Here is a 22,710-nt window from a genome sequence, read left to right on the forward strand (position 1 = left end):
GCCGGTCGCGGCGCGGCGGCTTACCGCGAAGCGGCCGCTGGATGGTCTACCTGCCGGTCGTGGTCGCGACCTCCGTGCCACAGAGCATGATCGCCTGGTTGCTGCTGGCCATGGGCATCGGCCAGGTGATCGGCAATGCGCAGGCCGGGCGGGCGGTCGACCGCTACGGCCCGCGCCGCACCCTGACGGTGGGGCTCGCGGGCGCGCTGGTCGGCCTGGCGCTGCCCGGCGTGGCCATCCATGCCGCGTGGGCGGTGTTCGTCGTGCTCGCCGTCACCGGGCTGTTCGGTTCGGCGATCCTGGTCCCGCAGCAGCATCGCCTCTTCGGCATCGCCCACGACGCACCCACCGTCGCCCTCGGCCTGAACGGATCGGCCATCTATCTCGGCGCGGGCCTCGGGTCGATCATCGGCGCGACCGTGCCGGATTCACACGGCGGCGCGTGGCTGCCGTTGGCCTCCACGCTCATCGCCGGCCTGGCGCTCGCGCTCGCGCTCGGAAAGACCAAGTCTCCCACCGCGCTTCCGGTTCCCGCCCGACCCGATCCGCGAGCGGCGCGACCCCGAGTCGCGCCGCCTCGGCAATCCGCTAGGCGGCAGGGCCGGGACGGATCGAGTCCAGCCGGTCCGCGCATCGCGTCAACAACTCCTGCAACGTGGCCCGTTCGGCGTCGGTGAACTCCTCGGCGAGCGCCCGCTCGACGCGGACCGCGCGGGCGTCCGCGTCACGCATCACCGCCGCGCCCCTGTCGGTCAATGTGGTCTCCAGGACGTTCTTGTGCCACGGGTGCGGCGTGCGCTCGATGAGCCCGCGGTCCTGCAGATTGCTCAGCACGGTGTTCATCGACGGCGGGGTGACGCCGCAGAGCCGGGCCAGCGCGGCCGCCGAGATGCCGGGATTCTCCGCGAGGAAAAGCAGGGCGGCGTACTGCGGCACGGTGACGCCCGCCGGTTTCAACGCGGCGTTCTTGGCCGTGTTGAGGGACTGCTCGGCACGTTTGAGATACGAGCCGATCCGTTCGGCGGCGGGCAGCGACGTCATAACCGCATGGTATCCGTGCGTCTCACCATTTGAACCTTGACTGATATTAGAGTTCTAACATAAATTCATGGCCGTTCTTAGATGCGAATGCATTAGATCGAACGGACTCGAAGAGGTAAGTCGATGCCCTACGCACTCCCCCGCCGCCTGCTGTCGAGCCTGGCCGCCGCGAGCGCCTGCGTCACACTCGCGGCCTGCGGCGCCGGTGGCGCGCCCAGCACCGCCGTCCACACCGCATACGAACTTCCCGGCGACCGCGCATACCCCGAAGGCATCGCGGTCGACGCACGCACCGGGGACGTCTATGTCGGCTCGTACACCACCGGCGCCGTCTATCGAGCGGCCCCGGACGCCCGGCGAGCCGAGATCTTCCTGCCCGAGGGCGCCAACAACCACAAGACCGCCAACGGCTTGAAGGTCGACGCCGCGGGCCGGCTGTGGGTGACCGACTCGACCACCGGCGTCGCCGTGTACGACATCGCGACCCGCGCCCTGCTCGCCGACTTCACCGTGCCGGGAAGCGATCCCCGCTTCGTGAACGATCTCGCCCTCACCCCGGACGGTACGGCGTATCTGACCGACAGCACGCGGGCGGTCGTCTATCGCGTCACCCCGGACCAGCTGGCCGCCGCCAGAGCCCGAGGCGGGCGCGGGGAGCTGACCCCGCAGTTCGACCTGCGCGCCGCGCTGCCGCCGATCGAGCCGGGCGGCTTCAGCCTCAACGGCATCGTCGCCGATCCGGCAGGGCGCTATCTGCTCACCGTCGACATGCCGCGCGGCGACCTGTACCGGATCGCGCTGACGCCGGGGGCGAACCCGATCGGCAAGGTCACGCTGAGCGGCGGCGATCTCCGGCAGGGCGACGGGCTCGACCTGCGCGACGGCGTCCTGTGGGCCGCACACAACACCACCAACCAGATCAGCCGCTGGACCGTGTCCGACGACGGCGCCACCGCGACGCTGGCCGAGCGGCGCAGCGACGAGGCGCTCGCCATCCCGACGACCCTGGCCCGCGCCGGTGACCGAACCCTGATCGTCTCCTCCCAGTTCGACAAGGGCGGCCCGATGAGCCCGGGCACCCCGAAGACGCCGTTCACCGTCGTCACCCTCGACGGAATCTGACCCCCGAACGCCGGAAGCCGGCCCACCTCGCGGTGGACCGGCTTCCGGTTCGAAATGCGCTGGCGGGTGGCCGGACTCAGAAGTCCATGCCGCCCATGCCACCGGTCGGGTCACCGGCGGGAGCGGCGGCCTTCTCCGGCTTGTCGGCGACAACGGCCTCCGTGGTCAGGAACAGGGCCGCGATCGAAGCCGCGTTCTGCAGCGCCGAACGGGTGACCTTGACCGGGTCGGCGACGCCGGCGGCCAGCAGGTCCTCGTACTCGCCCGAGTCGGCGTTCAGGCCGTGACCCGCGGGCAGGTTCGACACCTTCTCGGCGACCACACCGGGCTCGAGGCCCGCGTTGAACGCGATCTGCTTCAGCGGAGCCGACAGCGCGACCTTCACGATGTTCGCGCCGGTGGCCTCGTCACCGGCGAGCTTCAGCTCCTCCAGCGCCGGAGCCGACTGCAGCAGAGCCACGCCACCACCGGCGACGATGCCCTCTTCGACAGCCGCCTTCGCGTTGCGCACGGCGTCCTCGATGCGGTGCTTGCGCTCCTTGAGCTCCACCTCGGTGGCCGCGCCCGCCTTGATCACCGCAACACCGCCGGCCAGTTTGGCCAGACGCTCCTGCAGCTTCTCGCGGTCGTAGTCCGAGTCGGAGTTCTCGATCTCGCTACGGATCTGCTGCACCCGGCCCTTGATGGCCTCCGGGTCGCCCGCGCCCTCGACGATGGTGGTCTCGTCCTTGGTGACGACGACCTTGCGCGCCTGGCCGAGCAGCTCGATGCCCGCGCTCTCCAGCGAGAGGCCGACCTCTTCGGTGATGACCTCGCCACCGGTCAGGATGCCGATGTCGGCGAGCTGAGCCTTGCGGCGGTCACCGAAGCCGGGCGCCTTGACGGCGACGGACTTGAAGGTGCCGCGGATCTTGTTGACCACCAGGGTGGAAAGGGCCTCGCCCTCGACGTCCTCGGCGATGATCAGCAGCGGCTTGCCCGCCTGGATGACCTTCTCCAGCAGCGGCAGCAGGTCCTTGACGGTCGAGACCTTCGAGCCGACCAGCAGGATGTACGGGTCCTCGAGGACCGCTTCCTGACGCTCGGGGTCGGTCACGAAGTAACCCGAGATGTAACCCTTGTCGAAGCGCATACCCTCGGTGAGCTCGAGCTGGAGCCCGAAGGTGTTGCTCTCCTCGACGGTGATGACGCCTTCCTTGCCGACCTTGTCCATGGCCTCGGCGATCAGCTCACCGATGGACGCGTCGCCGGCCGAGATACCGGCGGTGGCGGCGATCTGCTCCTTGGTCTCGACCTCCTTGGCGGTGTCGAGCAGCTTGGCGGTGACGGCCTCGACGGCCTTCTCGATGCCGCGCTTCAGGCCCAGCGGGTTCGCGCCGGCCGCGACGTTGCGCAGACCCTCGCGCACCAGCGCCTGGGCGAGCACGGTCGCGGTGGTGGTGCCGTCACCCGCGACGTCGTCGGTCTTCTTGGCGACTTCCTTGACCAGCTCGGCGCCGATCTTCTCGTACGGGTCCTCCAGCTCGATCTCCTTGGCGATGGACACACCATCGTTGGTGATCGTGGGGGCGCCCCACTTCTTCTCCAGGACAACGTTGCGACCCTTGGGGCCCAGCGTCACCTTGACCGCGTCGGCGAGGCTGTTCAGACCCCGCTCGAGGCCGCGGCGGGCCTCTTCGTCATACGCAATTGTCTTGGCCATGGCGTTGTTGAGATCCTCCATGTGGATGGCTGACACACAGGACGACCGCCGGTTGGGTCATCCCAGTTACGCTGGCCAGGTTCGGTGCCCGCGACGGACGACCGAGGGTGTCTACGGAACCCGGTCTCACCGTCCCGACCTGGCACTCACAGGTCGAGAGTGCCAAAAGCATTTTTAGCACTCTGGGGTGGTGAGTGCAAGGTCCGCACCGGGTCAGGGCCGGTCGTCGACGCGCAGCACCAGCGCGACGAACGCGTCGGTGCGGCGTTCCTCCGGCGTGCGGGGCTCGCCGCCCTCCACGGTGACGAGCTCGGCGTCGTGCAGCAGCAGCTCCGCCTCCACCCGCATGATGGCGCGAATGAACGGCGGGGCGACGTCGGGCGGCAGGTCGCCGTTCACCACGTAACTGCCGTCCGGCTGGGACTCGGTGGACACATACGAAAGCGCGCGCAGCAGATCTGCGCGCCGTTCCCCCGCTATTAGGTCGGAATCCGTTTCATCCGCCATTGCTATAGCTTAGCCGCCAGCGGTTCACATCTCCGGCCGGACGATTCGCGCCAACCGACCGGGGCGTCAAAAGCGCAGGTCACGGCACTGCTCCCCGGGTCTTCGGCCACTCGCCGCCGCGCCCGTCCGTCTGCGGCGGCGTAGATTCCGGTTGGACCATGATCAACCTCGGCCCGGAAGGGGGCGCGGGTGGACGACCTGCCGTTCGATTCGCTCTATCGGCACGGCTTCGCGCGGGTGGCGGTCGCCGTCCCCAGGGTGCGGGTGGCCGACCCCGCCTACAACGTGGAGCAGACCGTGGAGCTGGCCGCGCAGGCCGCGGCGGCCGGCGCCGTGCTGACGGTGTTCCCCGAGCTGGGGCTGTCCGCCTACACCGCCGACGACCTGTTCCACCAGGATGCGCTGGACGCCGCGGTCGAGGCGGCGCTGGGCCGGCTCGTCGCGGCGAGCACGGACATCGACACGGTGCTCGTGGTGGGCGCCCCCGTGCGGGCCCAGCATCGGTTGTTCAACTGCGCGATCGCGATCTGCCGTGGCCTGGTGCTGGGCGTGGCGCCGAAGAGCTATCTGCCGAATTACCGGGAGTTCTACGAGAAGCGCCAGTTCGCGGCGGCGCGCGAGGCGCTGGAAGACCACGTCACCATCGCCGGGCATCGGGCGCCGTTCGGGTCCGACCTGCTGTTCCGGGCGAGCAATCTGGACGACTTCGTCTTCCACCTGGAGATCTGCGAGGACGGGTGGGTGCCGTTGCCGCCCAGCGGCTTCGCGGCGCTGGCCGGGGCGACCGTGCTGGTCAACCTGTCCGCGAGCAATATCGTGATCGGCAAGGCGGACTACCGGCGGTCGCTGTGCACCTCCCACTCGGCGCGCTATCTCGCGGCGTACCTGTACTCCGCCGCGGGGACCGGCGAGTCGACCACCGACCTCGCCTGGGACGGCCAGGCGCTGATCTGCGAGAACGGCGACCTGCTCGCGGAGGGCGAGCGGTTCTGCGACCATCCCCAGCTGGTCACCGCCGACCTCGACGTGCGCCGCCTCGTCGCCGACCGGCTGCGCGCCACCAGCTTCGCCGACAACGTGCACGACCACCGGGATCGGCTGGCCGCGATGCGGCACATCGACGTGCGGCTGCCGGTTCCGGAGGAGCCGGTCGCGCTGGAGCGCGAGATCCAGCGCTTCCCCTACGTCCCGGCCGACCCGGCCCTGCGCAACGAGCGCTGCGCCGAGGTGCACCACATCCAGATCGAGGGCCTGAGCACGCGACTGCGCGCCACCGGCACCGAGCGCGTGGTGATCGGGGTGTCCGGCGGCTTGGACTCCACTCAGGCGCTGATCGTGGCCGCGAAGACGATGGACCGGCTCGGCCTGCCCCGCTCGAACGTGCTGGCCTACACCATGCCCGGCTTCGCGACGAGCACCAGGACGAGGACCGACGCGCATCGCCTGATGGCCGCCCTCGGCGTCACCGCGCGCGAGATCGACATCAGCGCCTCGGCGACGCAGATGCTGCGCGACCTCGGCCACCCGGCCGCCGACGGCGCGCAGGTCTATGACATCACCTACGAGAACGTGCAGGCGGGTGAGCGCACCTCGCACCTGTTCCGGCTGGCCAACATGCACCGCGCGCTCGTGGTGGGCACCGGCGACCTCAGCGAACTCGCGCTGGGCTGGTGCACCTTCGGCGTCGGCGATCACATGGCGCACTACAGCGTGAACGCCTCGGTGCCCAAGACCCTGATCAAGTACCTGATCGCCTGGGCGGTGGACACCGAGCAGTTCGGCCCGGAGGCCGACGAGGCGCTGTCGTCGATCCTGCGCACCGAGATCTCACCGGAGCTGATTCCGCACGAGGACTCCTCCGCACCCGCCCAGAGTTCGGAGGCCACGGTCGGCCCGTACGAACTGCAGGACTTCCACCTCTATTACCTGTTGCGCTTCGGCTACCGGCCCAGCCGCGTCGCCTACCTGGCCCGGCATGCCTGGTCGGATGCCGCGACCGGCCGCTGGCCCGACCTCGTCCCCGCCGACCAGCGCAACGCCTACGACCTCGCCACGATCAAGCATTGGCTGGGCGAGTTCCTGCTCCGCTTCGTGCAGACCAGCCAGTTCAAGCGCTCGACGCTGCCGAACGCGCCGAAGGTCGGCTCCGGCGGTTCGCTCTCGCCGCGCGGCGACTGGCGCGCGCCCAGCGACGCGTCCGCAACGGCCTGGCTGGAGGAGCTCGCCCGCAACGTGCCGGATGCCTAGCGGCCGCAGCGTCCGACGCCCCTGAAACGGCCGGATGCGCGCTGCTTATGGTGGCTGCGTGAGTGAGAAACCCGGCTGGGATGCGATCGACGAGGCGTTGCGGCCGCTGTACGGCGATATCGAGCCCTTCCATTGGGCGTCCGACCACCCGTGGTCCCTGGGCGGGTCCGACCCGCTCGACGGGATCAGCGCCTACTCCCGCACCGATCCGGTGCCGCACTGGCATTACGTCAGCTACGGCATGACCGAGCTGTACGAAAAGGAGTGGGACAACCCGGCCGAGTCCGGTTGGGGCTTCGAATTCACCTTCCGGCTGGCCCGCGGGCGCGCGGACACCGAACCGCCCGCGTGGCCGGCGAACTTCATGCAGAACCTCGCCCGTTACGTCTTCCAGTCCGGCAAGTGGTTCGAGCCGGGACACACCATCAAGACGAACGGGCCGATCGCGGCCGACCAAGCGGACTGCACCAATCACGCCGTCTGCTTCACCACCGACCCGGAACTCCGCGTCGTCGACAGCAGGCACGGCCGCGTGCATTTCCTGCAGATCCTCGGGCTGACCATGCCGGAATACCGAGCGGCGCAGGGCGGACGCGCCCTCGCGCTGCTCGCCGAACTGGAGCCGCGCCTGCCCCTGTACATCACCGACATTCGCCGTGAACCGCTGGTCTCCGAGCCGAAACCACAGGCCCGCTGGCCGCGATGGGGCGGCGGGCTGGCCGGGCGGGGGTGATCAGGCCGCTCGGGCCGAGTGCTGTTCGACCCGCGCGCTCCGGCGCGGCCCGCGGACACCGGCTCCCCGGGTGCGCAGTGCCCGGCGACGACGCGCCCGCGCGGCGTGCGCCCCGCGAACCCCGTTGACGACGTTGCGGATCCGGTGACCGGCGTCTGTTCGCCGGGCCGCGCCGATCACCAGCGAGGGCACCGCGAGGGCGCTCCGCGCACGGAACTTCCCGCCGCCCACGAGGATCAGGATTTCTCGGCCGTGATGGACGCGAGCAACTCCCCCAGATGCGTCTCGACCCTCGCCTTGTCGAGGCCGAGATCGCTGAGCAGGCCGGCGCCGTTCTCCTGTTCGAGCAGGGCGAGCAGGATGTGCTCGGTGCCGATGTAGTTGTGCCCCAGCCGAAGCGCCTCTCGGAAGGTGAGCTCGAGCACCTTCTTGGCCTCCGCCCCGAACGGCACCAGCGCGGGCACATCCCCCTCGCTCGGCGGCAGGGACGCGGAGGCGGCCGCGGCGATGACATCGACGGCCACGCCGTGGTGGACGATTTCGTGCACCGCGAGTCCCTCCGGTTCGGTGAGCAGCCCCAGCACCACGTGCCCGACCGCGATCTCGCGGTTGCCCGCGCTGCGCGCCGCCTCCTGCGCCGCCATCACGACCGCGCGCGCCCGGGTCGTGAAACGGGCGAAGCCCGCGTTCGGGTCCATGGCCGCCGCGGCGCCCGGTTCGGGCACCTTGGGCACGAACCTCTTCTGCGCGGCCTGCTTGGTGACGCCCATGCTGGCGCCGATGTCGGTCCAGGAGGCGCCGGAGCGGCGCGCCTGGTCCACGAAGTGTCCGATCAGGTGATCGGCCACTTCGCCGAGGTGGTTGGCCACGACGACAGCGTCGGACAGCTGGTCGAGCACGTTGTCGGGGCGGGCCTTCTTGATGCCGTCGATCAGGTCGTCGAGGCGGAATTGTGAGGTCATGCGTCAACCATAGGTTGACGATGGGCAGTCGTCAACTATCGGTTGACGATTCGGGTCAGGGGCGCGCCGACCAAGCCGCGCCGCGCACGATGCGCTCCTTGACCCACGCCGCCGCCCGCCCGGTCAGCACCGTCCGCGCCGGTGCGTCATCGGCGTGCACGACCTGCACGACGCCGTCCCGGCGGCCCAGGCTCAGGCACTGGAGCACGTAACGGAACCGGAGGTCTCGCGGCTCGCGACCGCGCATCCGGGCGACGGCGGCATCGGCCGCGTGTTTACCGGTGGGCAGCGCCGTGGCACACGCCATGCGCAGCTCACGCCCGCCCGGCCCCGCGACGACGGCGGCGTCGCCCGCGGCGAAGATGTCCGGGTGCGACGCCGACCGCAGGGTGGCGTCGGTCAGCACCCGGCCGTCGGCATCCACCGCCAGACCGGAGCGGGCGGCGAGATCCGGCACCCGGAAACCGGTGGTCCACACCGTCGTCGCGGCCTCGACCAGCGAACCGTCGGCCAAGCGCGCACCGTCGGGCGTCACCTCGATCACCTTTGCGCCGGAGCGGATCTCTACGCCGAGACGCTCGAGCGTCCGCCCGATGTGCGCCTGCGCCCGCGCCGACAGCCAGGCGCCCGGCTCCTCCGACCCGAGCAGCAGCACCCGCGTCCCGGGCTGCGATTCGGCCAGTTCCGCCGCCAGCTCGATACCGGTCGCTCCCGCGCCGACGATCGCCACCGGCCCGTCGGGCGCGGACAGGTCGGCCAGATCATCCTGGGTCGCAATGGAGTAGGCGTGTCTGGCGACGCCCGGGACGGTCTCGACGTCGGCGACGCTGCCGAGGGCGTAGATCAGCGTGTCGTAGTCGAGGGCGGGCGCGGCGTCGAGCGCCACGCGCTTGGCGACCGTGTCGATCTCGGTCGCACGGGCGCGCACGAAGCGAATCCCTTTGTTGTCCAGGGCTTCCCGCAGATCCCAGGTGGGAGTCCCCTGCCCGGCCGCCCGCTGGTGCAGGCGCACACGCTCGACGAACGACGCGTGGGCGTCCACCACGGTGACCCGCGCGTCCCGCGCCGTGCGAGCGAGCCTGCGGGCCGCCGCCAGCCCCGCGTACCCGGCGCCGAGAACGACGATCCGGTGCTGTCCGGTCATGATGTGGCTCCTTTCGATCGGCCATCACCCTTCAGACCGGACAGGTCCCCGATTCCTGACAGACCGGGGCGGTGAAGCGAGTCACATCGGACGGCGACGGTCCGGCAGCCTGCCCACCCCGCCATCCGAGCCGGCGAAATAGGCCAGCTTGTCCGGATTGACGATGAGCCGCAACGCGGTGACCGCGCCGTCGGCCGCATCGATGCCCACCACCAGCAGCGGCGCGCCGTCCGCCCGCGCGACCGCGGCGGGCGCCCCGTTGACCTCTTCCACGAGCAGCCGCATCCCCGGCACCTCCCAGCGCAACAGGCCCGCCAGGTACCGCGCCACCTGATTCGCACCGTGGATCGAGCGCCGGGCCGCGTTGACCTTGCCGCCGCCGTCGGCCGTCGCGCTCACATCGGCGGCGAGCATCCGCTCCAGCGCCGCGACATCACCCTCGCGCGCCGCCTTCATGAATCGCTCGATCAGCTCGCGGGCATGCTCTGGCGGAACGCCGAAGCGGGCCCGGCCCTCTCGCACACGCAGGGCCGCCCGGCGGAAGATCTGCTGCGAGTTCGTCTCCGTGACGTCGAGCATGTCGGCGATCTCGCGGTGCGCGTAGCCGAACGCCTCACGCAGCACGAAGACGGCCCGCTCGACCGGGCTGAGGCGCTCCAGCGCCGTCAGCAGCGCGAGCGAAACCAGTTCGCGCTCCTCGACGGTCTCCAGCGGCCCGAGCTCGCCGCGCGCCGTTGGCACCGGCTCGGGTAGCCACGGCCCGACGTAGCTCTCCCGCCGGGCTCGCGCCGAAACCAGCCAGGTACGGCAAAGATTCACCAGGGCCGTGGTCAACCACGCCTCGGCGGACCGGATCGTGGCCCGATCGGCGCCGTCCCAGCGCAGATAGGTTTCCTGCACCGCGTCCTCGGCTTCGCTCGCCGAGCCGAGCATCCGGTAGGCGAGCGCGAACAGGCGCGGCCGATGCCCCTCGAATTCCCGCAATCCGTCGGACTCCATGGTCACCTTCCTCCACCCCGGCCGACGGATATGACCGTACCGCCCCCAGCGGGGCGCGCGAAGGCGCCGGTGCGCCGCTCGGATGCCGCGCCGAAGGAGACCAGCCTTCTGCGCAGGCCGGGGTCAGAGTCCCGCGTTGGGCGGCGGATGACCATTCTGACGTTGCTTCGCCCCAGGTCGGCGCAGCCGCAGACGCGCCGAACCGCGGATCGCGGGACGCGGAATGGCCGGACGGCGGATGGCGGGCAGCCGCCGGTCCGCTCGCCGTTGCGCACGCCGCTCGGCGGGTTTGTGCGTCCAAGTCTCCGGCCGCGCGGCCACCCAGCGCTGGGAATGCCAGGCGAACGGAATGTGTCCCAGGTACAGCGCCACCAGCACCAGCAGCAGCACGATCGGATAGGTGACCAGCGCCGCCGCGGCGAGCGCGACCAGCACCAGCAGCCCGGCCGCGGCCTGGGGCGCCACCGACACCGACTTCATGGCCAGCGTCGGAATGGTGCTGACAGCCAGTGCGGCGGCGAACACCGTCCACGCCGCGACCTCGTAGAAGCCGACCCACCAGCCGTCGCCGAACTGCACGAACAACGCCACCGGCACCATCGCGATGAGCGCGCCGGCCGGGGCGGGCACACCCACGAAGTACTCCCGCGCCCAGTCCGGCCGGGTGTCGTCGTCCATCAGGGTGTTGAACCGCGCCAGGCGCAGCACGATGCTGACCGCGAACAGCAGCGCGACGATCCAGCCCACACTGTTGCTGCTGAGCAGGGTCACGTACAGCACCAGCGCGGGGGCGACGCCGAAGGAGATGGCATCCGACAGCGAGTCCAGCTCGGCGCCCATCTTCGTGGTGGCGTCGAGCATTCTGGCCAGTCTGCCGTCGAGGGTGTCCAGCACGGCCGCCGCGCCGATCATGGCCAGCGCGATATCGAGTTCGCCGTCGAGGCCGAATTTCACCGCCGACAACCCGGCGCACAGCGCCAGGATGGTGACGATGCTCGGCAGCAGCCGGATGCTGCGCCGCCTGCGCCGCTGGGTGGGTACCGCCGCTTCCATCAGGCGTCAGCGGGTGAGCCGAGCACGGCGAGCACGGTCTCGCCGCCGATGGTGCGTTGGCCGGGCTGCACGAGCAGTTCGGTGCCCGCCGGGAAGTAGGTGTCGACCCGCGAGCCGAAGCGGATCAGGCCGTAGGTGTCGGCGATGGTCAGCACGTCGCCGACCTGGGCGTCGCAGACGATCCGGCGTGCGAGCAGCCCGGCGATCTGCACGACCACGACCTGACTGCCGTCCGGGGTCTCCAGCAGCATGCTGTTGCGCTCGTTCACCGAACTCGCCTCGGGCAGGTCCGCGGAGCGGAATTGGCCCGGCTGGTGCTGCACCGCGCGCACGACGCCGGAAACCGGCGTGCGCTGCACGTGGACGTCCAAGACGGAGAGGAAGATGCTGACCCGCGGCAGCGGCGCGTCACCGAGACCGAGTTCGGCGGGGGGAGCGGCGGTATCGACCAAGGCGATCTCGCCATCGGCGGGGGCGACGACGACGCCCGGCCGGTTGGGCGGCACGCGATGCGGGTGGCGGAAGAATGTCGCGCAGGCCGCCGCGGCGAACAATCCCGTGCGCCGCACCCATTTGCGCTTGCCGCCTACGACGGCGACCGCCAAGGGCGCGGCGACGAACGGGAGCCCGGCGGGATGCAACGGAGGGATCGCGTTGCGGACCAGGTCGGCGACGTGGCCGACTCCGGTGCGTTCAGGCGTGCCGGGCGGGGTGGGACGGCGGGCCACAGGCTCCTCTTTCGTGCTCGATGCAAACGGTTCGCGCCTCTCCACGATAGGACGGGCGCAAGCGTTCACACCTTACGGGAAAGGAGCCTGTGGCACGCGAGGTCACGACCTGACTCGGGCCCCCGTGACCAGTCGAACCAGGAACAGCAGGATCACCGCGCCGCCCAGGCACGTGAAGAAGCTGAACCAGAGGCCGCCGCCCTCGACGTCGACGCCGAGCAGCTTCAGCAGGAACCCACCGAGCAGACCGCCGACGATGCCGACCACGATATTGAGCAGAATGCCCTGTTGGGCGTCCGTCTTCATGATCTTGCTGGCGATCCAACCGGCCAGACCGCCGATGATGATCCATCCGATAATCCCGAGACCGAGCATTGTGTCCTCGCATCCTAGTTGGGCCACGCCTCGTACAGCAGTGGCGTGCGCAGACGAGATACCCACCGATTGTCGGAATACGCGCGGCAGATGAGCGACTTTCAAGCTAATATGAGGAAGCCTCATGTCTATCCGCTGATGGGCAGTGGCTGATGAGGGAACGATTTCGATGCTTCGGGGAAACCCGGCGGCGCCGCCGCAGGTACATAGGAGACGCAGATGGCTGCTCGAATCGCCCAGACCACCGGAGCTGAGCACACGGCGATCCTCGGGCTCGGCGTTTACCGCCCTGCTCGCGTGGTCACCAACGACGAGGTGGCAGGTCCGATCAACTCGAGCGACGAATGGATCCGGACCAGGTCGGGCATCAAGACCCGGCGGTTCGCCGACGACTCGGAGACGATTCAGAGCATGAGCGTCGCCGCCGCGCGCGGCGCGCTGGAATCGTCGGGCATCGCCGTCGACCAAGTCGATTGCGTGATCGTTGCTACATCCACCCACCTGTTGCTGACGCCGGCCGCCGCGCCGCGCATCGCCACCGAACTCGGCATGAACGGCGCCGCCGCGTTCGACGTCTCGGCCGGCTGCGCGGGCTTCTGCCACTCGATCGCGCTGGCGTCGGACCTGGTCCGGGCCGGTACCGCCCACCATGTCCTCGTGATCGGCGTGGAGAAACTGACCAACACGGTCAACCCGACCGACCGTTCCACCGCCTTCCTCTTCGCCGACGGCGCGGGCGCGGTGATCGTCGGCCCGTCCGACGAGCCGGGCATCGGACCCACCGTCTGGGGCTCGGACGGCACCCAGCACCACGCAATCCGCCAGGACAAGGACTGGATGGAGTACTTCCACGAAATCGATGAGAAGGGCCTGGACGCGGTGCGGCCCTACCTGGCCATGGAGGGCACCGCGGTGTTCCGCTGGGCCGCGCACTCGCTGGAGAAGGTGTGCCGCGATGCCATCGATCGCGCGGGATTGTCCCCCGAGGACCTGGACGCGATGATCCCGCACCAGGCCAACGGCCGGATCATCGAGATCATGGCCCGGGTGCTGAAGTTGCCCGAGCACTGCGCGCTCGCCAACGACATCGAGGAGGCGGGCAACACCTCGGCCGCCTCGATCCCGCTGGCGATGGAGGCGCTGCTGCGCAAGGGCGAGTCGAAGCCGGGCGACACGGCATTGCTCATCGCGTTCGGCGCGGGTCTGTCCTACGCGGCACAGGTCGTGACCCTGCCCAACTGGAAGTAACCCCGACTGCGGAACGCCGGTCGTTCGGCGCGGTGACCAGCACGGCTGCCCGTGCCGTCACCGCGCCGAGCGCGTTCGGGGCGCGTGCCGCGACCCCGCTCAGGCGCCTGCTTCGACCGCGGTCTTGATGTTGCCGAGCGTCTCGTTCATGCCGCGCACCAGCGCCTCCTCGAACGGCAGCTCGCCGCCGAGCGCGGCATCGATCGCCCTGCGGGAGAACCACGTGGTGCCGTTGGGCACGTCCCGCCGTTCGATCAGCCTGGTGCCGGATTCGGTCGGCTCCAGGGTGTAGCTCCACACCGTCCGGTTCTCGTTGACCCGGAAGGCGAACGCCTGGTTCGGCTCGAACCGCACGATACGGGCGGTGGTCGGCCAGTATTTGTTGCCGTCGCGATTGAGGTTGATCGTCCAGGTACCCGCCTTCAGCGAGCCGAGCGCCACCATGCGCACGCACTGCGGGCTGAACTCCGGCATCCGCTTCAGATCGGAGACCACCGCCCACACCCGCTCCGGGGGCGCGGAGATGTCGATGCTGACTTCGAGATTTTTCGGCAACGCTGCCTCCGGGATACGAGCGACGGACCGACGGCCATCTGTCCGAACGCGGTGGAACGAGTCGCGCACATCGTAGACCGGAAGACAGTTGCGTCACATTTTCGCTACTCGTGCGCCGGTCGCTGTAATGATCGGCGCACAATCGCAGATAGATCAAGCACAGACACTGCCTCCAACATTTCGGCGTCCCAACGTGAGGTGATCGGCCGTGAGACTGCGCTCCCTGCTACATCGGCGACCGGCGGACCAGGTTCCGCTGCTTCCCGCCGTCGAGCCCGAGGACGAGCGACGAGCGCGCGGCGCCTCGGCATTCCCGCGGCACATCCGATCGGCCGCGCAAGAAGAACGCCTGGAGCGTCTGCTCACGCCCAGTGAGCTGGATCTCGTCCTGCACCATCGGCTCTGAGCCCTGCGCGAACGCCCACGACAGACGGCGCCGCGAGGCTCCATACTCGTCAGGTGACTTCACCCGCTGCTACGAAACCGGCCATCCTGAGCGTCGACGACGACCCGGGGGTGTCCCGGGCAGTCGTGCGCGACCTGCGCCGCCGCTACGGCGCCGACTACCGGATTCTGCGCGCGGAATCGGGAGCCCAGGCGCTCGACGCGCTGCGCGAGATGAAGTTGCGCGGGCAGCCCGTCGCGGTCCTGATCGCCGACTACCGGATGCCGGGCATGGACGGCATCGAATTCCTGGAGCAGGCGATGGACCTGCACCCCTACGCGCGCCGCGTGCTGCTGACCGCTTACGCCGACACCAACGCCGCGATCGACGCGATCAATGTCGTCGATCTGGACCATTACCTGCTCAAGCCGTGGGACCCGCCGGAGGAGAAGCTCTATCCGGTGCTGGACGGGTTGCTGGACGCCTGGCGCAGCAGTGACCACCGGCCGGTCACCGAGACCAAGGTGATCGGCAATCGGTGGTCGCCGCGGTCGTCGCAGGTGCGCGAATTCCTCGCGCGCAACCAGCTGCCCTACCGCTGGTACCTGGCCGACGAGCCCGAGGGAGCGCGGTTGCTGGAGGCGGCGGGCGCCGATCCCGACCGCTGTCCGGTGGTGATCACCTCGGCGGGCGAGGCGCTCGTGCAGCCCTCCGACAGCGAACTGGCCCAGAACGTGGGCTTGACCGTCGATCCGGCGGGCGAGTTCTACGACTTGATCGTGGTCGGCGGCGGTCCCGCCGGTCTCGGCGCGGCGGTCTACGGCGCGTCCGAGGGTCTGCGCACCGTGCTGGTGGAGCGGACGGCCACCGGCGGGCAGGCGGGGCAGAGTTCGCGCATCGAGAACTATCTCGGGTTCCCCGACGGCCTGTCGGGTGCGCAACTGGCCGACCGGGCCCGGCGGCAGGCGGCGAAATTCGGCGCCGAGGTGATCACCACACGTGAGGTGGTGGGACTCGAGGTGCAGGGGTCGGCGCGTACCGTGCGGTTCGCCGACGGCGGCAGCCTGTGCGCGCACACCGTGATCATCGCGACCGGCGTCGACTACCGCCGCCACCCGGCGCGGGGCGTCGACGACTTCACCGGGCGCGGCGTCTACTACGGTTCGGCCATGACCGAGGCGTCCGAGTGCGCCGATCACGAGGTCTACATCGTGGGCGGCGCGAACTCCGCGGGCCAGGCGGCGGTGTTTTTGTCCCGCAACGCGCGCACCGTGCACTTGGTGGTCCGTGCGGAGTCGCTGGAACAGTCGATGTCGCACTACCTCATCCAGCAGATCGCGCAGATTCCGAACATCGAGGTGCACACCGGCACCGAGGTGATCGCCGCCGAGGGTGACGACCACTTGCAGCAGATCGTGCTGCGCGACAACCGGACCGGCGCCGAGGAGAAGGCCGACGCGGAGCGGCTGTTCCTGTTCATCGGCGCCGCGCCGCAGACCGATTGGCTCGACGGCGTGGTCATCCGGGACAGCGCCGGGTACGTGCTCGCCGGGCCGGACCTGATGGTCGACGGCGCGCGCCCCACCGGCTGGGAACTGTCCCGGCCACCGCATCATCTCGAGACGAGCGTGCCCGGCGTGTTCGTGGCGGGCGACGTGCACGCCGAATCGGCCAAGCGCGTCGCCTCCGCCGTGGGCGAGGGCGCCATGGCCGTCATGCTCGTGCACCGCTATCTCGCCTAACCAGGAGGCCGCAGATGACTTCGAACCAGACCGCGGACCGCAGCAGCCGGTCGGTGTGCGATCCCGCCGAGCTGCGCAGCCTGTTCCTGTTCGAGAAACTGACCGACGAGCAGCTGGAATGGCTGTGCGCCGACGGGCGGATCGAGACCATCCAACCCGGGCTGGTCTTCCGCGAGGGCGATCCGGCCACGTGCTTGTACGTGCTGATGGACGGCGAGGTGGTGCTCACCAAGCAGTCGGCAGGCGCGGAGATCGAGCTGGTGCGCACGGAGCACCGCGGTTCCTACGCGGGCGCTTGGACGTCCTACATCGGCGACAAGGTCGAGCAGACCTACAACGGGACGATGCAGGTGACACGACCGTCCCGGTTCTACGTGCTGGACGCCGAGGTCTTCGCCCGGATGATGCACGAATGGTTCCCGATGGCCGTGCACCTGCTGGAGGGCGTGTTCTTCGGCAATCGCAACACCAACGCGCGCATCGGTGAGCGGGAACGGCTGCTGGCGCTCGGTTCGCTGTCAGCGGGGCTCACCCACGAGCTGAACAATCCGGCCGCCGCCGCGGTACGCGCCACCTCGGGGCTGCGCGAGCGGGTCGCCGGCATGCGGCACAAGCTCGCCATGATCGCGGAAGGCAAGTTCGATCCGTCGTCGCTGGGCGCGTTGGTGCGCCTGCAGGAGGAGGCGGCCGCCCAGGTCGCGAAGGCGCCGGAGCTCACGCCGATGGAGGCCGCCGACCGCGAGGATCTGCTCGGGGAGTGGCTCGAGGAGCACGGGATCAGCGACGGCTGGAACCTCGCGCCGAACTTCGTGCAGGCCGGATTCGACACCGACTGGCTGGAACGGGTGGCCGCCACCCTGGAGGGCTCGCCGGAGCAGGTGTTCCAAGGGGCCATCCGCTGGCTGAACTACACCATCGAGACCGAGCTGCTGATGAACGAGATCGCGGATTCGACGACCCGCATCTCGTCGCTGGTCGGGGCGGCCAAGCAGTACTCGCAGATGGACCGGGCGCCGTTCCAGGTGGTCGACATCCACGAACTGCTGGACAGCACGCTGGTGATGCTCAGCCGCAAGATCGGCGACGGCGTGCACGTCGTCAAGGAGTACGACCGGACGCTGCCGCAGGTGCCGTGCTTCGCGGCCGAACTCAACCAGGTGTGGACCAACCTGATCGACAACGCGGTGTACGCGATGAACGGCGAGGGTACGCTGACCATCCGCACCAGGCACGAGAACGATTGCGCGGTCGTGGAGATCGGCGACACCGGGCCGGGCATCGCCCCGGAGGCCCGCAACCGGATCTTCGAACCGTTCTTCACCACCAAGCCGATGGGCGAGGGCACCGGCTTGGGGCTGGACATCTCGTTCCGGATCGTGGTCAACAAACACAACGGCGACATCCGGGTGGACTCCGAGCCGGGCGACACCAAGTTCACCGTCTGGCTGCCGCTGCACCGCCCCGACCAGGAGCCGGTCGCCGCCATCGACACGGAAGGGCAGTCATGACCGAGCGACTCGCGGGCATCGACCCCGCGGTACCACCCAGCGGCCCCGGTTGCCTGGAGTGCGAGCAGAACTCCGGCTGGTGGGTGCATCTGCGCCGCTGCGCCCAGTGCGGGCACGTCGGCTGCTGCGACACCTCGCCCGCGCAGCACGCCACCGCCCACGCCAAGAGCACCGGTCATCCGTTCATCCAGAGTTTCGAGCCGGGCGAGGACTGGTTCTACAACTTCGAGACCGAAGAGATGTACACGGGCGGACCGGAATTGGCGCCACCGCACAGTCACCCCGCCGATCAAGGCGTGCCGGGTCCGCGCGAACGGGTGCCAGAGGATTGGCAGGCACACATCCACTGAACCGCGAGAACCGGTACGCTGCTGCGGACGCCGGGCCTCCGGCACCACGATCCACCCGGGGAAAGCACGGTATGAAACGAACTTCCGCCATCGTCCTGATCGCCGGGACGGTGGGTTTCCTGCTGGCAGGCTGCGGCGGAGGGGACGAGTCCACCGACGCGAACGGATTGCGCAAGGGCTCCGCCAGCGCGACCACGTCCGCCTCGGCACCGCGCACCACGACCGCACCCGGCACCGCGACGCCGACCGCCACGGCCGACACCGACGCACCGGCCACGACGAAGCAGCGCGACTCCGCCCTCGGCCCGGCGTCCAGCACCACCTGCGGTGAGTTCCGGAAGCTCGACAGCGACCAGGAGAAAGCGCTGATCGAGCAGATCCTCGCGGAGAACCCCGGTGGCCCGTTCGACGGCAGCCCGAATGTCGCGCTGGGGACGGCCAAGCTCGTGTGCCTGTCGCCGAGCGTCGCCGACACCTCGGTCGCCGTCGCGGCCGGAATCGCGAAGAAGTAGCCGGGGGTTCGTCGTCCGCGTCCGATTCCGGGATGACGAACCGTGACCGAGGGCGGGCTCGCGCGGCAGAATGGCACAGTGGCAGAACTGGCACTCACCGCCCGCCTGAATCCTTCGGCCGCCGACGCCCGCCGCGGCGTAGTCCGGCTGCATCCCGAAGCGCTGACCGCGCTCGGGTTGCGGGAATGGGATGGGGTCATGCTGGTCGGCTCCCGGCGCACGGCCGCGGTCGTCGGCGTCGCCCGTCCGGGCACGCCCGCCGGATTCGCCCTGCTCGACGACGTCACGCTGTCCAATGCCGGGCTGCGCGAGGATGCGACGGTGGTGATCTCCCCCGCGACCGTCTACGGCGCGAAACAGATCACCGTGAGCGGCTCGGTGCACGCCACCCGCACGATTCCGGCCGCGACGCTGCGGCAGGCGCTGCTCGGGAAGGTCGTCACGGTCGGCGACGCGGTCTCCCTGCTGCCGCGCGACCTCGGCCCCGACATCAGTTCCACGGCCGCCACCCAGGCGCTGTCGCGCACCTTCGGCATCGCCTGGACCACGGAATTGCTCACCGTCACCGCCACCGATCCGCGCGGCCCGGTGAGCGTACAGCCGAACACCGCCGTGGTCTGGGGCGCGGGCGCGGTCGCCGCGCGAGACGCTCCCGCCTCGGCCGCGGCGTCGCTCGCGGCCGGCGCGACGGCCCCCGGCGACAGCGCCGACGGCGCGGCGACCCGGACCACGCCGCCCGGGGACATGCCGAGCGTCTCGGTCGAAGACTTGGCGGGCGCGCGCAGCCAGGCCGCGAAGCTCGGCGAATGGCTCAGCCTCGCCCTCGACGAGCCCGAATTGCTGCGCACGCTGGGCGCCAGACCGCATCTCGGCGTGCTGATCACCGGCCCGGCCGGCGTCGGCAAGACCACACTGGCCCGCGCGGTCGCGGCGCCGCGGCGCGTGGTGGAACTGGACGGCCCCACCATCGGGGCGGCCGAGAGCGGCGCGCGGCTGCGCGAGGTCGCCGAAGCGGTGGCCGACATCGGCTGCGGCAAGGGCGGCGTCCTTTTGATCACCGACATCGACGCGCTGCTGCCCGCCGACGCCGAACCGGTCGCCACGCTCATCCTGGACCAGCTGCGCGCCGCGATCGCCGAACCCTCCGTCGCGTTCCTCGCGACCACGGCGCACCCCGCCGGGATCGACCAGCGTCTGCGCGCGCCCGATCTGTGCGACCGCGAGCTCGCGTTGCCGCTGCCCACCGCGGCCGTGCGTAAGGCCCTACTGGAACATCTGCTGCGCCGGGTGCCGACCGCGGAGTTGAAGCTCGAGGAGATCGCGGCGCGCACCCCCGGATTCGTGGTCTCCGATCTGGCGGCGCTGTGCCGGGAGGCCGCGTTACGCGCGGCGTCGCGGGCCAGGGAGAACGGCGAGCCGCAGCTCACCCAGCCCGACCTGCTCGGCGCGCTCGAGGTCATCCGGCCGCTGTCGCGCTCCGGCATGGAGGAACTCGCCATCGGCAGCCTGAGTCTCGACGACGTCGGCGACATGGCGGAAACCAAGCAGGCGCTGACCGAGGCGGTGCTGTGGCCGCTGCGCCACCCCGACTCCTTCGCTCGCCTCGGCATCGAGCCGCCGCGCGGGGTGCTGCTCTACGGCCCGCCCGGCTGCGGCAAGACCTTCCTCGTGCGCGCGCTGGCCGGCAGCGGTCAGCTCAGCGTGCACGCGGTCAAAGGCGCGGAGTTGCTGGATCGGTGGGTCGGCTCGTCGGAGCGGGCGGTGCGCGAATTGTTCCAGCGCGCTCGCGATTCCGCGCCCTCGCTGATCTTCCTCGACGAGGTGGACGCCCTGGCCCCGCGTCGCGGACAGAGCGCCGACGCGGGCGTCGGCGACCGTGTGGTCGCCGCGCTGCTCACCGAACTCGACGGTGTGGAGCCGCTGCGCGACGTGGTGGTCCTGGGCGCGACCAACCGGCCGGAGCTGATAGATCCAGCGCTGTTGCGCCCGGGCAGGCTCGAACGGCTGGTCTATGTCCCGCCGCCGGACGCCGACGCCCGGCGGGAGATCCTGCACACCGCTGGCCGCGCCGTGCCGCTGGCCGACGACGTCGACCTCGACACGCTCGCGGGAGAACTGGAGGGCTACTCCGCCGCCGACTGCGCGGCGCTGCTGCGCGAGTCCGCGCTCGCGGCAATGCGCCGGGACGTGCACGCCGCCGACGTCACCGCGGCCGACGTGCTGGCCGCCCAGGCGGTGGTACGGCCCTCGCTGGACCCGGCGCAGATCGACACGTTGCGCCGGTACGCGGAAAGTCGCGGCTAGACGGTCTCCTCAGCCAATCTCTGGTAAATCGGCTTACGCCGCATTTTTCGCGCGGGAGACATTTTTGGGCGAATCATCGGCAATCACAAGATCGCGCCCGTGCCCCGGGTATGTTCGACAACCGTGCGTAAGGTCGGCGACATTGTCGACGCGATCACGGCCTTCACGGGAGCCGCGGTCGCGGGCGTCACGCTGTTCCTGCCGGTCACCGTCAGCACCAAAGGCCAGACCACCTCGTACCGGATCGCCGGGCTGCTCAACAGCGTGCCGCGCAGCGCCGCGCTGGGCATGATCGTCGCCGTCGCGATCGCCGTGCTGGTGGCGACCACCAAGCGGCCCTTGACCGGCTGGGCGACGGCGACGGCCGCGGCCCTTGCGCAGTTGCTCAATCACTTCGCCGGCCGTCAAGGGCCCACGGCCGAGATGCTGACCACGCAGAACTACATCGACTCCATCTGTGCCGCGGTGTTGCTCGGTGGGCTGGGCGCGGTGGCGCTGCGCCGCCCGCTACCCGGCGCGGCGTTCGCGATAGGCGGCGTCGGGTTCTTCGGCTTCGGCGATCTCGCCAGCCTGCTGAACATCAACGCGGATCCGTACGCGGTCCTGGAGACGCCGACGCGCTGGATGATCGGCGCGGCGCTGGCGCTGCTGGTGATCAGCACCTTGCACAACTGGAGGCGCACCGAGGAGCCGAAGACGCCCGGGATGGCGATCGCCCTGCCGGTGACGCCGATCCTCGCCGCCATGGTGCTCGCGCTGGTGGTGCTGGCCGGCACCGAATGGCTGGGCCGCCAGTACAGCAAACTGCCCGCCGAGAGTCACGCCGTCGAGATCACGATCGTCGTCGCCGCGACGATCGTCAGCGCGACCGCCGCCGCCATGCTGCTGCCCGGCCGGGACGGCACCGGCGTGTACCTGGCCGTGAGCCTCACCGCGGCGGTCGACGCCGTGGGATACGCGGTCCGGCCCGGCTGGACCTCCGCGGTGCTCATCGCGCTGACCGCGGCCGGAGTGGCCATCGGCGCACGCATGCCCTCGACCGCGCTGGCCATCCTGCTTCTAGCGGGCATCTCGGTCTTCGCCCTCGTCACCTCGACGTCGGCGAGCACTGTCGCCTTCGCCGTGATCAGTGGGGTGATCGCGTTGACCGCGGGCTACTGCTGCGGCACGGTGCGACCGCACTACGCGCCCAGCGGCGTGCTCGCGCTCACCGCGCTCTACCTCCCTTCGGCGGTGTCGGTGATGCCGGACCGGGTCAAGGACTGGCGCGAAGAGGTGGAGGTGCACGACGCGACGCCCGGCCGGACCGCGCTCGCCATCGTCATCGGGAGCGCTCTCGGGCTCGTCATGCTGCGTAAATTGCGGCCCCGCAGCAAGCCGCAACCGAAAGGGCAGCCGGAAAGCGAATCATTAGCGGACATATAGCCGGAGTCCGCGCGAATGGCGTACGCCATACGCGCCCCTTCCGCGAGAAATACACCCTTTCCGTAGGC

General features: G+C 70.1%; 22 protein-coding genes. 12 read left to right on the forward strand and 10 right to left on the reverse strand.

What is annotated here, in order from left to right; genetic code table 11:
* Positions 1-41: 41 nt before the first annotated feature.
* The gene (locus NNI01S_RS00185) at positions 42-677 is read left to right on the forward strand and encodes an MFS transporter (RefSeq protein WP_063016184.1); all 636 of its coding nucleotides are present in this window, start codon (positions 42-44) and stop codon (positions 675-677) included.
* Here NNI01S_RS00185 and NNI01S_RS00190 read toward each other — a convergent pair.
* Positions 589-1,041: a MarR family winged helix-turn-helix transcriptional regulator gene (locus NNI01S_RS00190; protein WP_174554338.1), complete on the reverse strand. Its 453-nt coding sequence runs from the start codon at positions 1,039-1,041 to the stop codon at positions 589-591. The two genes, NNI01S_RS00185 and NNI01S_RS00190, sit on opposite strands and share 89 nt — an antisense overlap.
* A gap of 123 nt (positions 1,042-1,164) precedes the next feature.
* On the opposite strand from NNI01S_RS00190, the gene NNI01S_RS00195 reads away from it, so the two are divergent.
* Complete coding sequence (locus NNI01S_RS00195; protein ID WP_063016186.1) at positions 1,165-2,163, forward strand: SMP-30/gluconolactonase/LRE family protein; 999 nt, start codon at positions 1,165-1,167, stop codon at positions 2,161-2,163.
* Positions 2,164-2,239: 76 nt separating this feature from the next.
* On the opposite strand, the gene groL is transcribed toward NNI01S_RS00195, so the two are convergent.
* Both groL and NNI01S_RS00205 read right to left on the reverse strand, forming a co-directional pair.
* The gene (gene groL / locus NNI01S_RS00200) at positions 2,240-3,865 is read right to left on the reverse strand and encodes a chaperonin GroEL (protein WP_063016304.1); all 1,626 of its coding nucleotides are present in this window, start codon (positions 3,863-3,865) and stop codon (positions 2,240-2,242) included.
* Between the two features lie 213 nt (positions 3,866-4,078).
* Positions 4,079-4,372, reverse strand: a complete 294-nt coding sequence (locus NNI01S_RS00205) for a hypothetical protein (protein ID WP_040784153.1) — start codon at positions 4,370-4,372, stop codon at positions 4,079-4,081.
* 189 nt (positions 4,373-4,561) lie between these two features.
* Between NNI01S_RS00205 and NNI01S_RS00210 the strand changes: the two genes are divergently transcribed.
* Both NNI01S_RS00210 and NNI01S_RS00215 read left to right on the forward strand, forming a co-directional pair.
* Complete coding sequence (locus NNI01S_RS00210; protein WP_084488338.1) at positions 4,562-6,619, forward strand: NAD(+) synthase; 2,058 nt, start codon at positions 4,562-4,564, stop codon at positions 6,617-6,619.
* A gap of 58 nt (positions 6,620-6,677) precedes the next feature.
* Positions 6,678-7,352 (forward strand): suppressor of fused domain protein, encoded by a 675-nt coding sequence (locus NNI01S_RS00215; protein ID WP_063016188.1) that lies wholly within the window; start codon positions 6,678-6,680, stop codon positions 7,350-7,352.
* Between the two features lie 236 nt (positions 7,353-7,588).
* Here the strand turns inward: NNI01S_RS00215 and NNI01S_RS00225 are convergent, their stop codons facing one another.
* From NNI01S_RS00225 to NNI01S_RS00250, 6 genes are all read right to left on the reverse strand, one after another.
* Complete coding sequence (locus NNI01S_RS00225; protein ID WP_063016192.1) at positions 7,589-8,314, reverse strand: Clp protease N-terminal domain-containing protein; 726 nt, start codon at positions 8,312-8,314, stop codon at positions 7,589-7,591.
* Between the two features lie 55 nt (positions 8,315-8,369).
* Positions 8,370-9,458, reverse strand: a complete 1,089-nt coding sequence (locus NNI01S_RS00230) for an NAD(P)/FAD-dependent oxidoreductase (RefSeq protein WP_063016194.1) — start codon at positions 9,456-9,458, stop codon at positions 8,370-8,372.
* Between the two features lie 81 nt (positions 9,459-9,539).
* Positions 9,540-10,457, reverse strand: a complete 918-nt coding sequence (locus NNI01S_RS00235; protein ID WP_063016196.1) for an RNA polymerase sigma-70 factor — start codon at positions 10,455-10,457, stop codon at positions 9,540-9,542.
* A gap of 123 nt (positions 10,458-10,580) precedes the next feature.
* Positions 10,581-11,510: a CDP-alcohol phosphatidyltransferase family protein gene (locus NNI01S_RS00240; protein ID WP_063016198.1), complete on the reverse strand. Its 930-nt coding sequence runs from the start codon at positions 11,508-11,510 to the stop codon at positions 10,581-10,583.
* Positions 11,510-12,238: a phosphatidylserine decarboxylase gene (locus NNI01S_RS00245; protein WP_063016201.1), complete on the reverse strand. Its 729-nt coding sequence runs from the start codon at positions 12,236-12,238 to the stop codon at positions 11,510-11,512. The genes NNI01S_RS00240 and NNI01S_RS00245 overlap by 1 nt, the downstream gene beginning before the upstream one ends.
* 102 nt (positions 12,239-12,340) lie before the next feature.
* Positions 12,341-12,613: a GlsB/YeaQ/YmgE family stress response membrane protein gene (locus tag NNI01S_RS00250; RefSeq protein WP_063016203.1), complete on the reverse strand. Its 273-nt coding sequence runs from the start codon at positions 12,611-12,613 to the stop codon at positions 12,341-12,343.
* Between the two features lie 219 nt (positions 12,614-12,832).
* On the opposite strand from NNI01S_RS00250, the gene NNI01S_RS00255 reads away from it, so the two are divergent.
* Positions 12,833-13,861 carry a beta-ketoacyl-ACP synthase III gene (locus tag NNI01S_RS00255; protein WP_063016205.1) on the forward strand — a complete coding sequence of 343 codons (1,029 nt, stop codon included), beginning with the start codon at positions 12,833-12,835 and terminating at the stop codon, positions 13,859-13,861.
* A gap of 99 nt (positions 13,862-13,960) precedes the next feature.
* Here the strand turns inward: NNI01S_RS00255 and NNI01S_RS00260 are convergent, their stop codons facing one another.
* On the reverse strand, positions 13,961-14,416 hold the full coding sequence (locus NNI01S_RS00260) for an SRPBCC family protein (protein ID WP_063016207.1): 456 nt from the start codon (positions 14,414-14,416) through the stop codon (positions 13,961-13,963).
* 208 nt (positions 14,417-14,624) lie between these two features.
* On the opposite strand from NNI01S_RS00260, the gene NNI01S_RS34175 reads away from it, so the two are divergent.
* The 7 genes from NNI01S_RS34175 to NNI01S_RS00290 all read left to right on the forward strand — a co-directional run bounded on the left by NNI01S_RS34175 (position 14,625) and on the right by NNI01S_RS00290 (position 22,642).
* Positions 14,625-14,822 (forward strand): hypothetical protein, encoded by a 198-nt coding sequence (locus NNI01S_RS34175; RefSeq protein ID WP_157114528.1) that lies wholly within the window; start codon positions 14,625-14,627, stop codon positions 14,820-14,822.
* Positions 14,823-14,875: 53 nt separating this feature from the next.
* Positions 14,876-16,543 carry an NAD(P)/FAD-dependent oxidoreductase gene (locus tag NNI01S_RS00265; RefSeq protein WP_063016209.1) on the forward strand — a complete coding sequence of 556 codons (1,668 nt, stop codon included), beginning with the start codon at positions 14,876-14,878 and terminating at the stop codon, positions 16,541-16,543.
* Positions 16,544-16,557: 14 nt separating this feature from the next.
* Entirely contained in the window at positions 16,558-18,051 is a 1,494-nt protein-coding gene (locus tag NNI01S_RS00270; RefSeq protein ID WP_063016211.1) for an ATP-binding protein, read from the forward strand.
* Positions 18,048-18,401, forward strand: a complete 354-nt coding sequence (locus NNI01S_RS00275) for a UBP-type zinc finger domain-containing protein (RefSeq protein WP_063016213.1) — start codon at positions 18,048-18,050, stop codon at positions 18,399-18,401. Before NNI01S_RS00270 ends, NNI01S_RS00275 begins: the two co-directional genes overlap by 4 nt.
* A gap of 71 nt (positions 18,402-18,472) precedes the next feature.
* Positions 18,473-18,913, forward strand: coding sequence for a hypothetical protein (locus NNI01S_RS00280; protein ID WP_063016215.1), 441 nt, complete (start codon positions 18,473-18,475; stop codon positions 18,911-18,913).
* Positions 18,914-18,991: 78 nt separating this feature from the next.
* Positions 18,992-21,217 (forward strand): AAA family ATPase, encoded by a 2,226-nt coding sequence (locus tag NNI01S_RS00285; protein WP_063016308.1) that lies wholly within the window; start codon positions 18,992-18,994, stop codon positions 21,215-21,217.
* 123 nt (positions 21,218-21,340) lie between these two features.
* Positions 21,341-22,642, forward strand: a complete 1,302-nt coding sequence (locus NNI01S_RS00290; protein ID WP_063016217.1) for a hypothetical protein — start codon at positions 21,341-21,343, stop codon at positions 22,640-22,642.
* The last annotated feature ends 68 nt before the right edge of the window (positions 22,643-22,710 follow it).

The organism is Nocardia niwae NBRC 108934 = DSM 45340 (assembly GCF_001613465.1).
GTDB lineage: Bacteria > Actinomycetota > Actinomycetes > Mycobacteriales > Mycobacteriaceae > Nocardia > Nocardia niwae.

Bases quoted from the DNA above. Each gene is read 5' to 3' on its own strand.
- groL (WP_063016304.1), bottom strand. From the start codon at position 3,865: ATGGCCAAGACAATTGCGTATGACGAAGAGGCCCGCCGCGGCCTCGAG.
- NNI01S_RS00270 (WP_063016211.1), top strand. From the start codon at position 16,558: ATGACTTCGAACCAGACCGCGGACCGCAGCAGCCGGTCGGTGTGCGAT.
- NNI01S_RS00230 (WP_063016194.1), bottom strand. From the start codon at position 9,458: ATGACCGGACAGCACCGGATCGTCGTTCTCGGCGCCGGGTACGCGGGG.
- NNI01S_RS00240 (WP_063016198.1), bottom strand. From the start codon at position 11,510: ATGGAAGCGGCGGTACCCACCCAGCGGCGCAGGCGGCGCAGCATCCGG.
- NNI01S_RS00195 (WP_063016186.1), top strand. From the start codon at position 1,165: ATGCCCTACGCACTCCCCCGCCGCCTGCTGTCGAGCCTGGCCGCCGCG.
- NNI01S_RS00250 (WP_063016203.1), bottom strand. From the start codon at position 12,613: ATGCTCGGTCTCGGGATTATCGGATGGATCATCATCGGCGGTCTGGCC.
- NNI01S_RS00205 (WP_040784153.1), bottom strand. From the start codon at position 4,372: ATGGCGGATGAAACGGATTCCGACCTAATAGCGGGGGAACGGCGCGCA.
- NNI01S_RS00185 (WP_063016184.1), top strand. From the start codon at position 42: ATGGTCTACCTGCCGGTCGTGGTCGCGACCTCCGTGCCACAGAGCATG.
- NNI01S_RS00275 (WP_063016213.1), top strand. From the start codon at position 18,048: ATGACCGAGCGACTCGCGGGCATCGACCCCGCGGTACCACCCAGCGGC.
- NNI01S_RS00225 (WP_063016192.1), bottom strand. From the start codon at position 8,314: ATGACCTCACAATTCCGCCTCGACGACCTGATCGACGGCATCAAGAAG.
- NNI01S_RS00190 (WP_174554338.1), bottom strand. From the start codon at position 1,041: ATGACGTCGCTGCCCGCCGCCGAACGGATCGGCTCGTATCTCAAACGT.
- NNI01S_RS00255 (WP_063016205.1), top strand. From the start codon at position 12,833: ATGGCTGCTCGAATCGCCCAGACCACCGGAGCTGAGCACACGGCGATC.
- NNI01S_RS00235 (WP_063016196.1), bottom strand. From the start codon at position 10,457: ATGGAGTCCGACGGATTGCGGGAATTCGAGGGGCATCGGCCGCGCCTG.
- NNI01S_RS00280 (WP_063016215.1), top strand. From the start codon at position 18,473: ATGAAACGAACTTCCGCCATCGTCCTGATCGCCGGGACGGTGGGTTTC.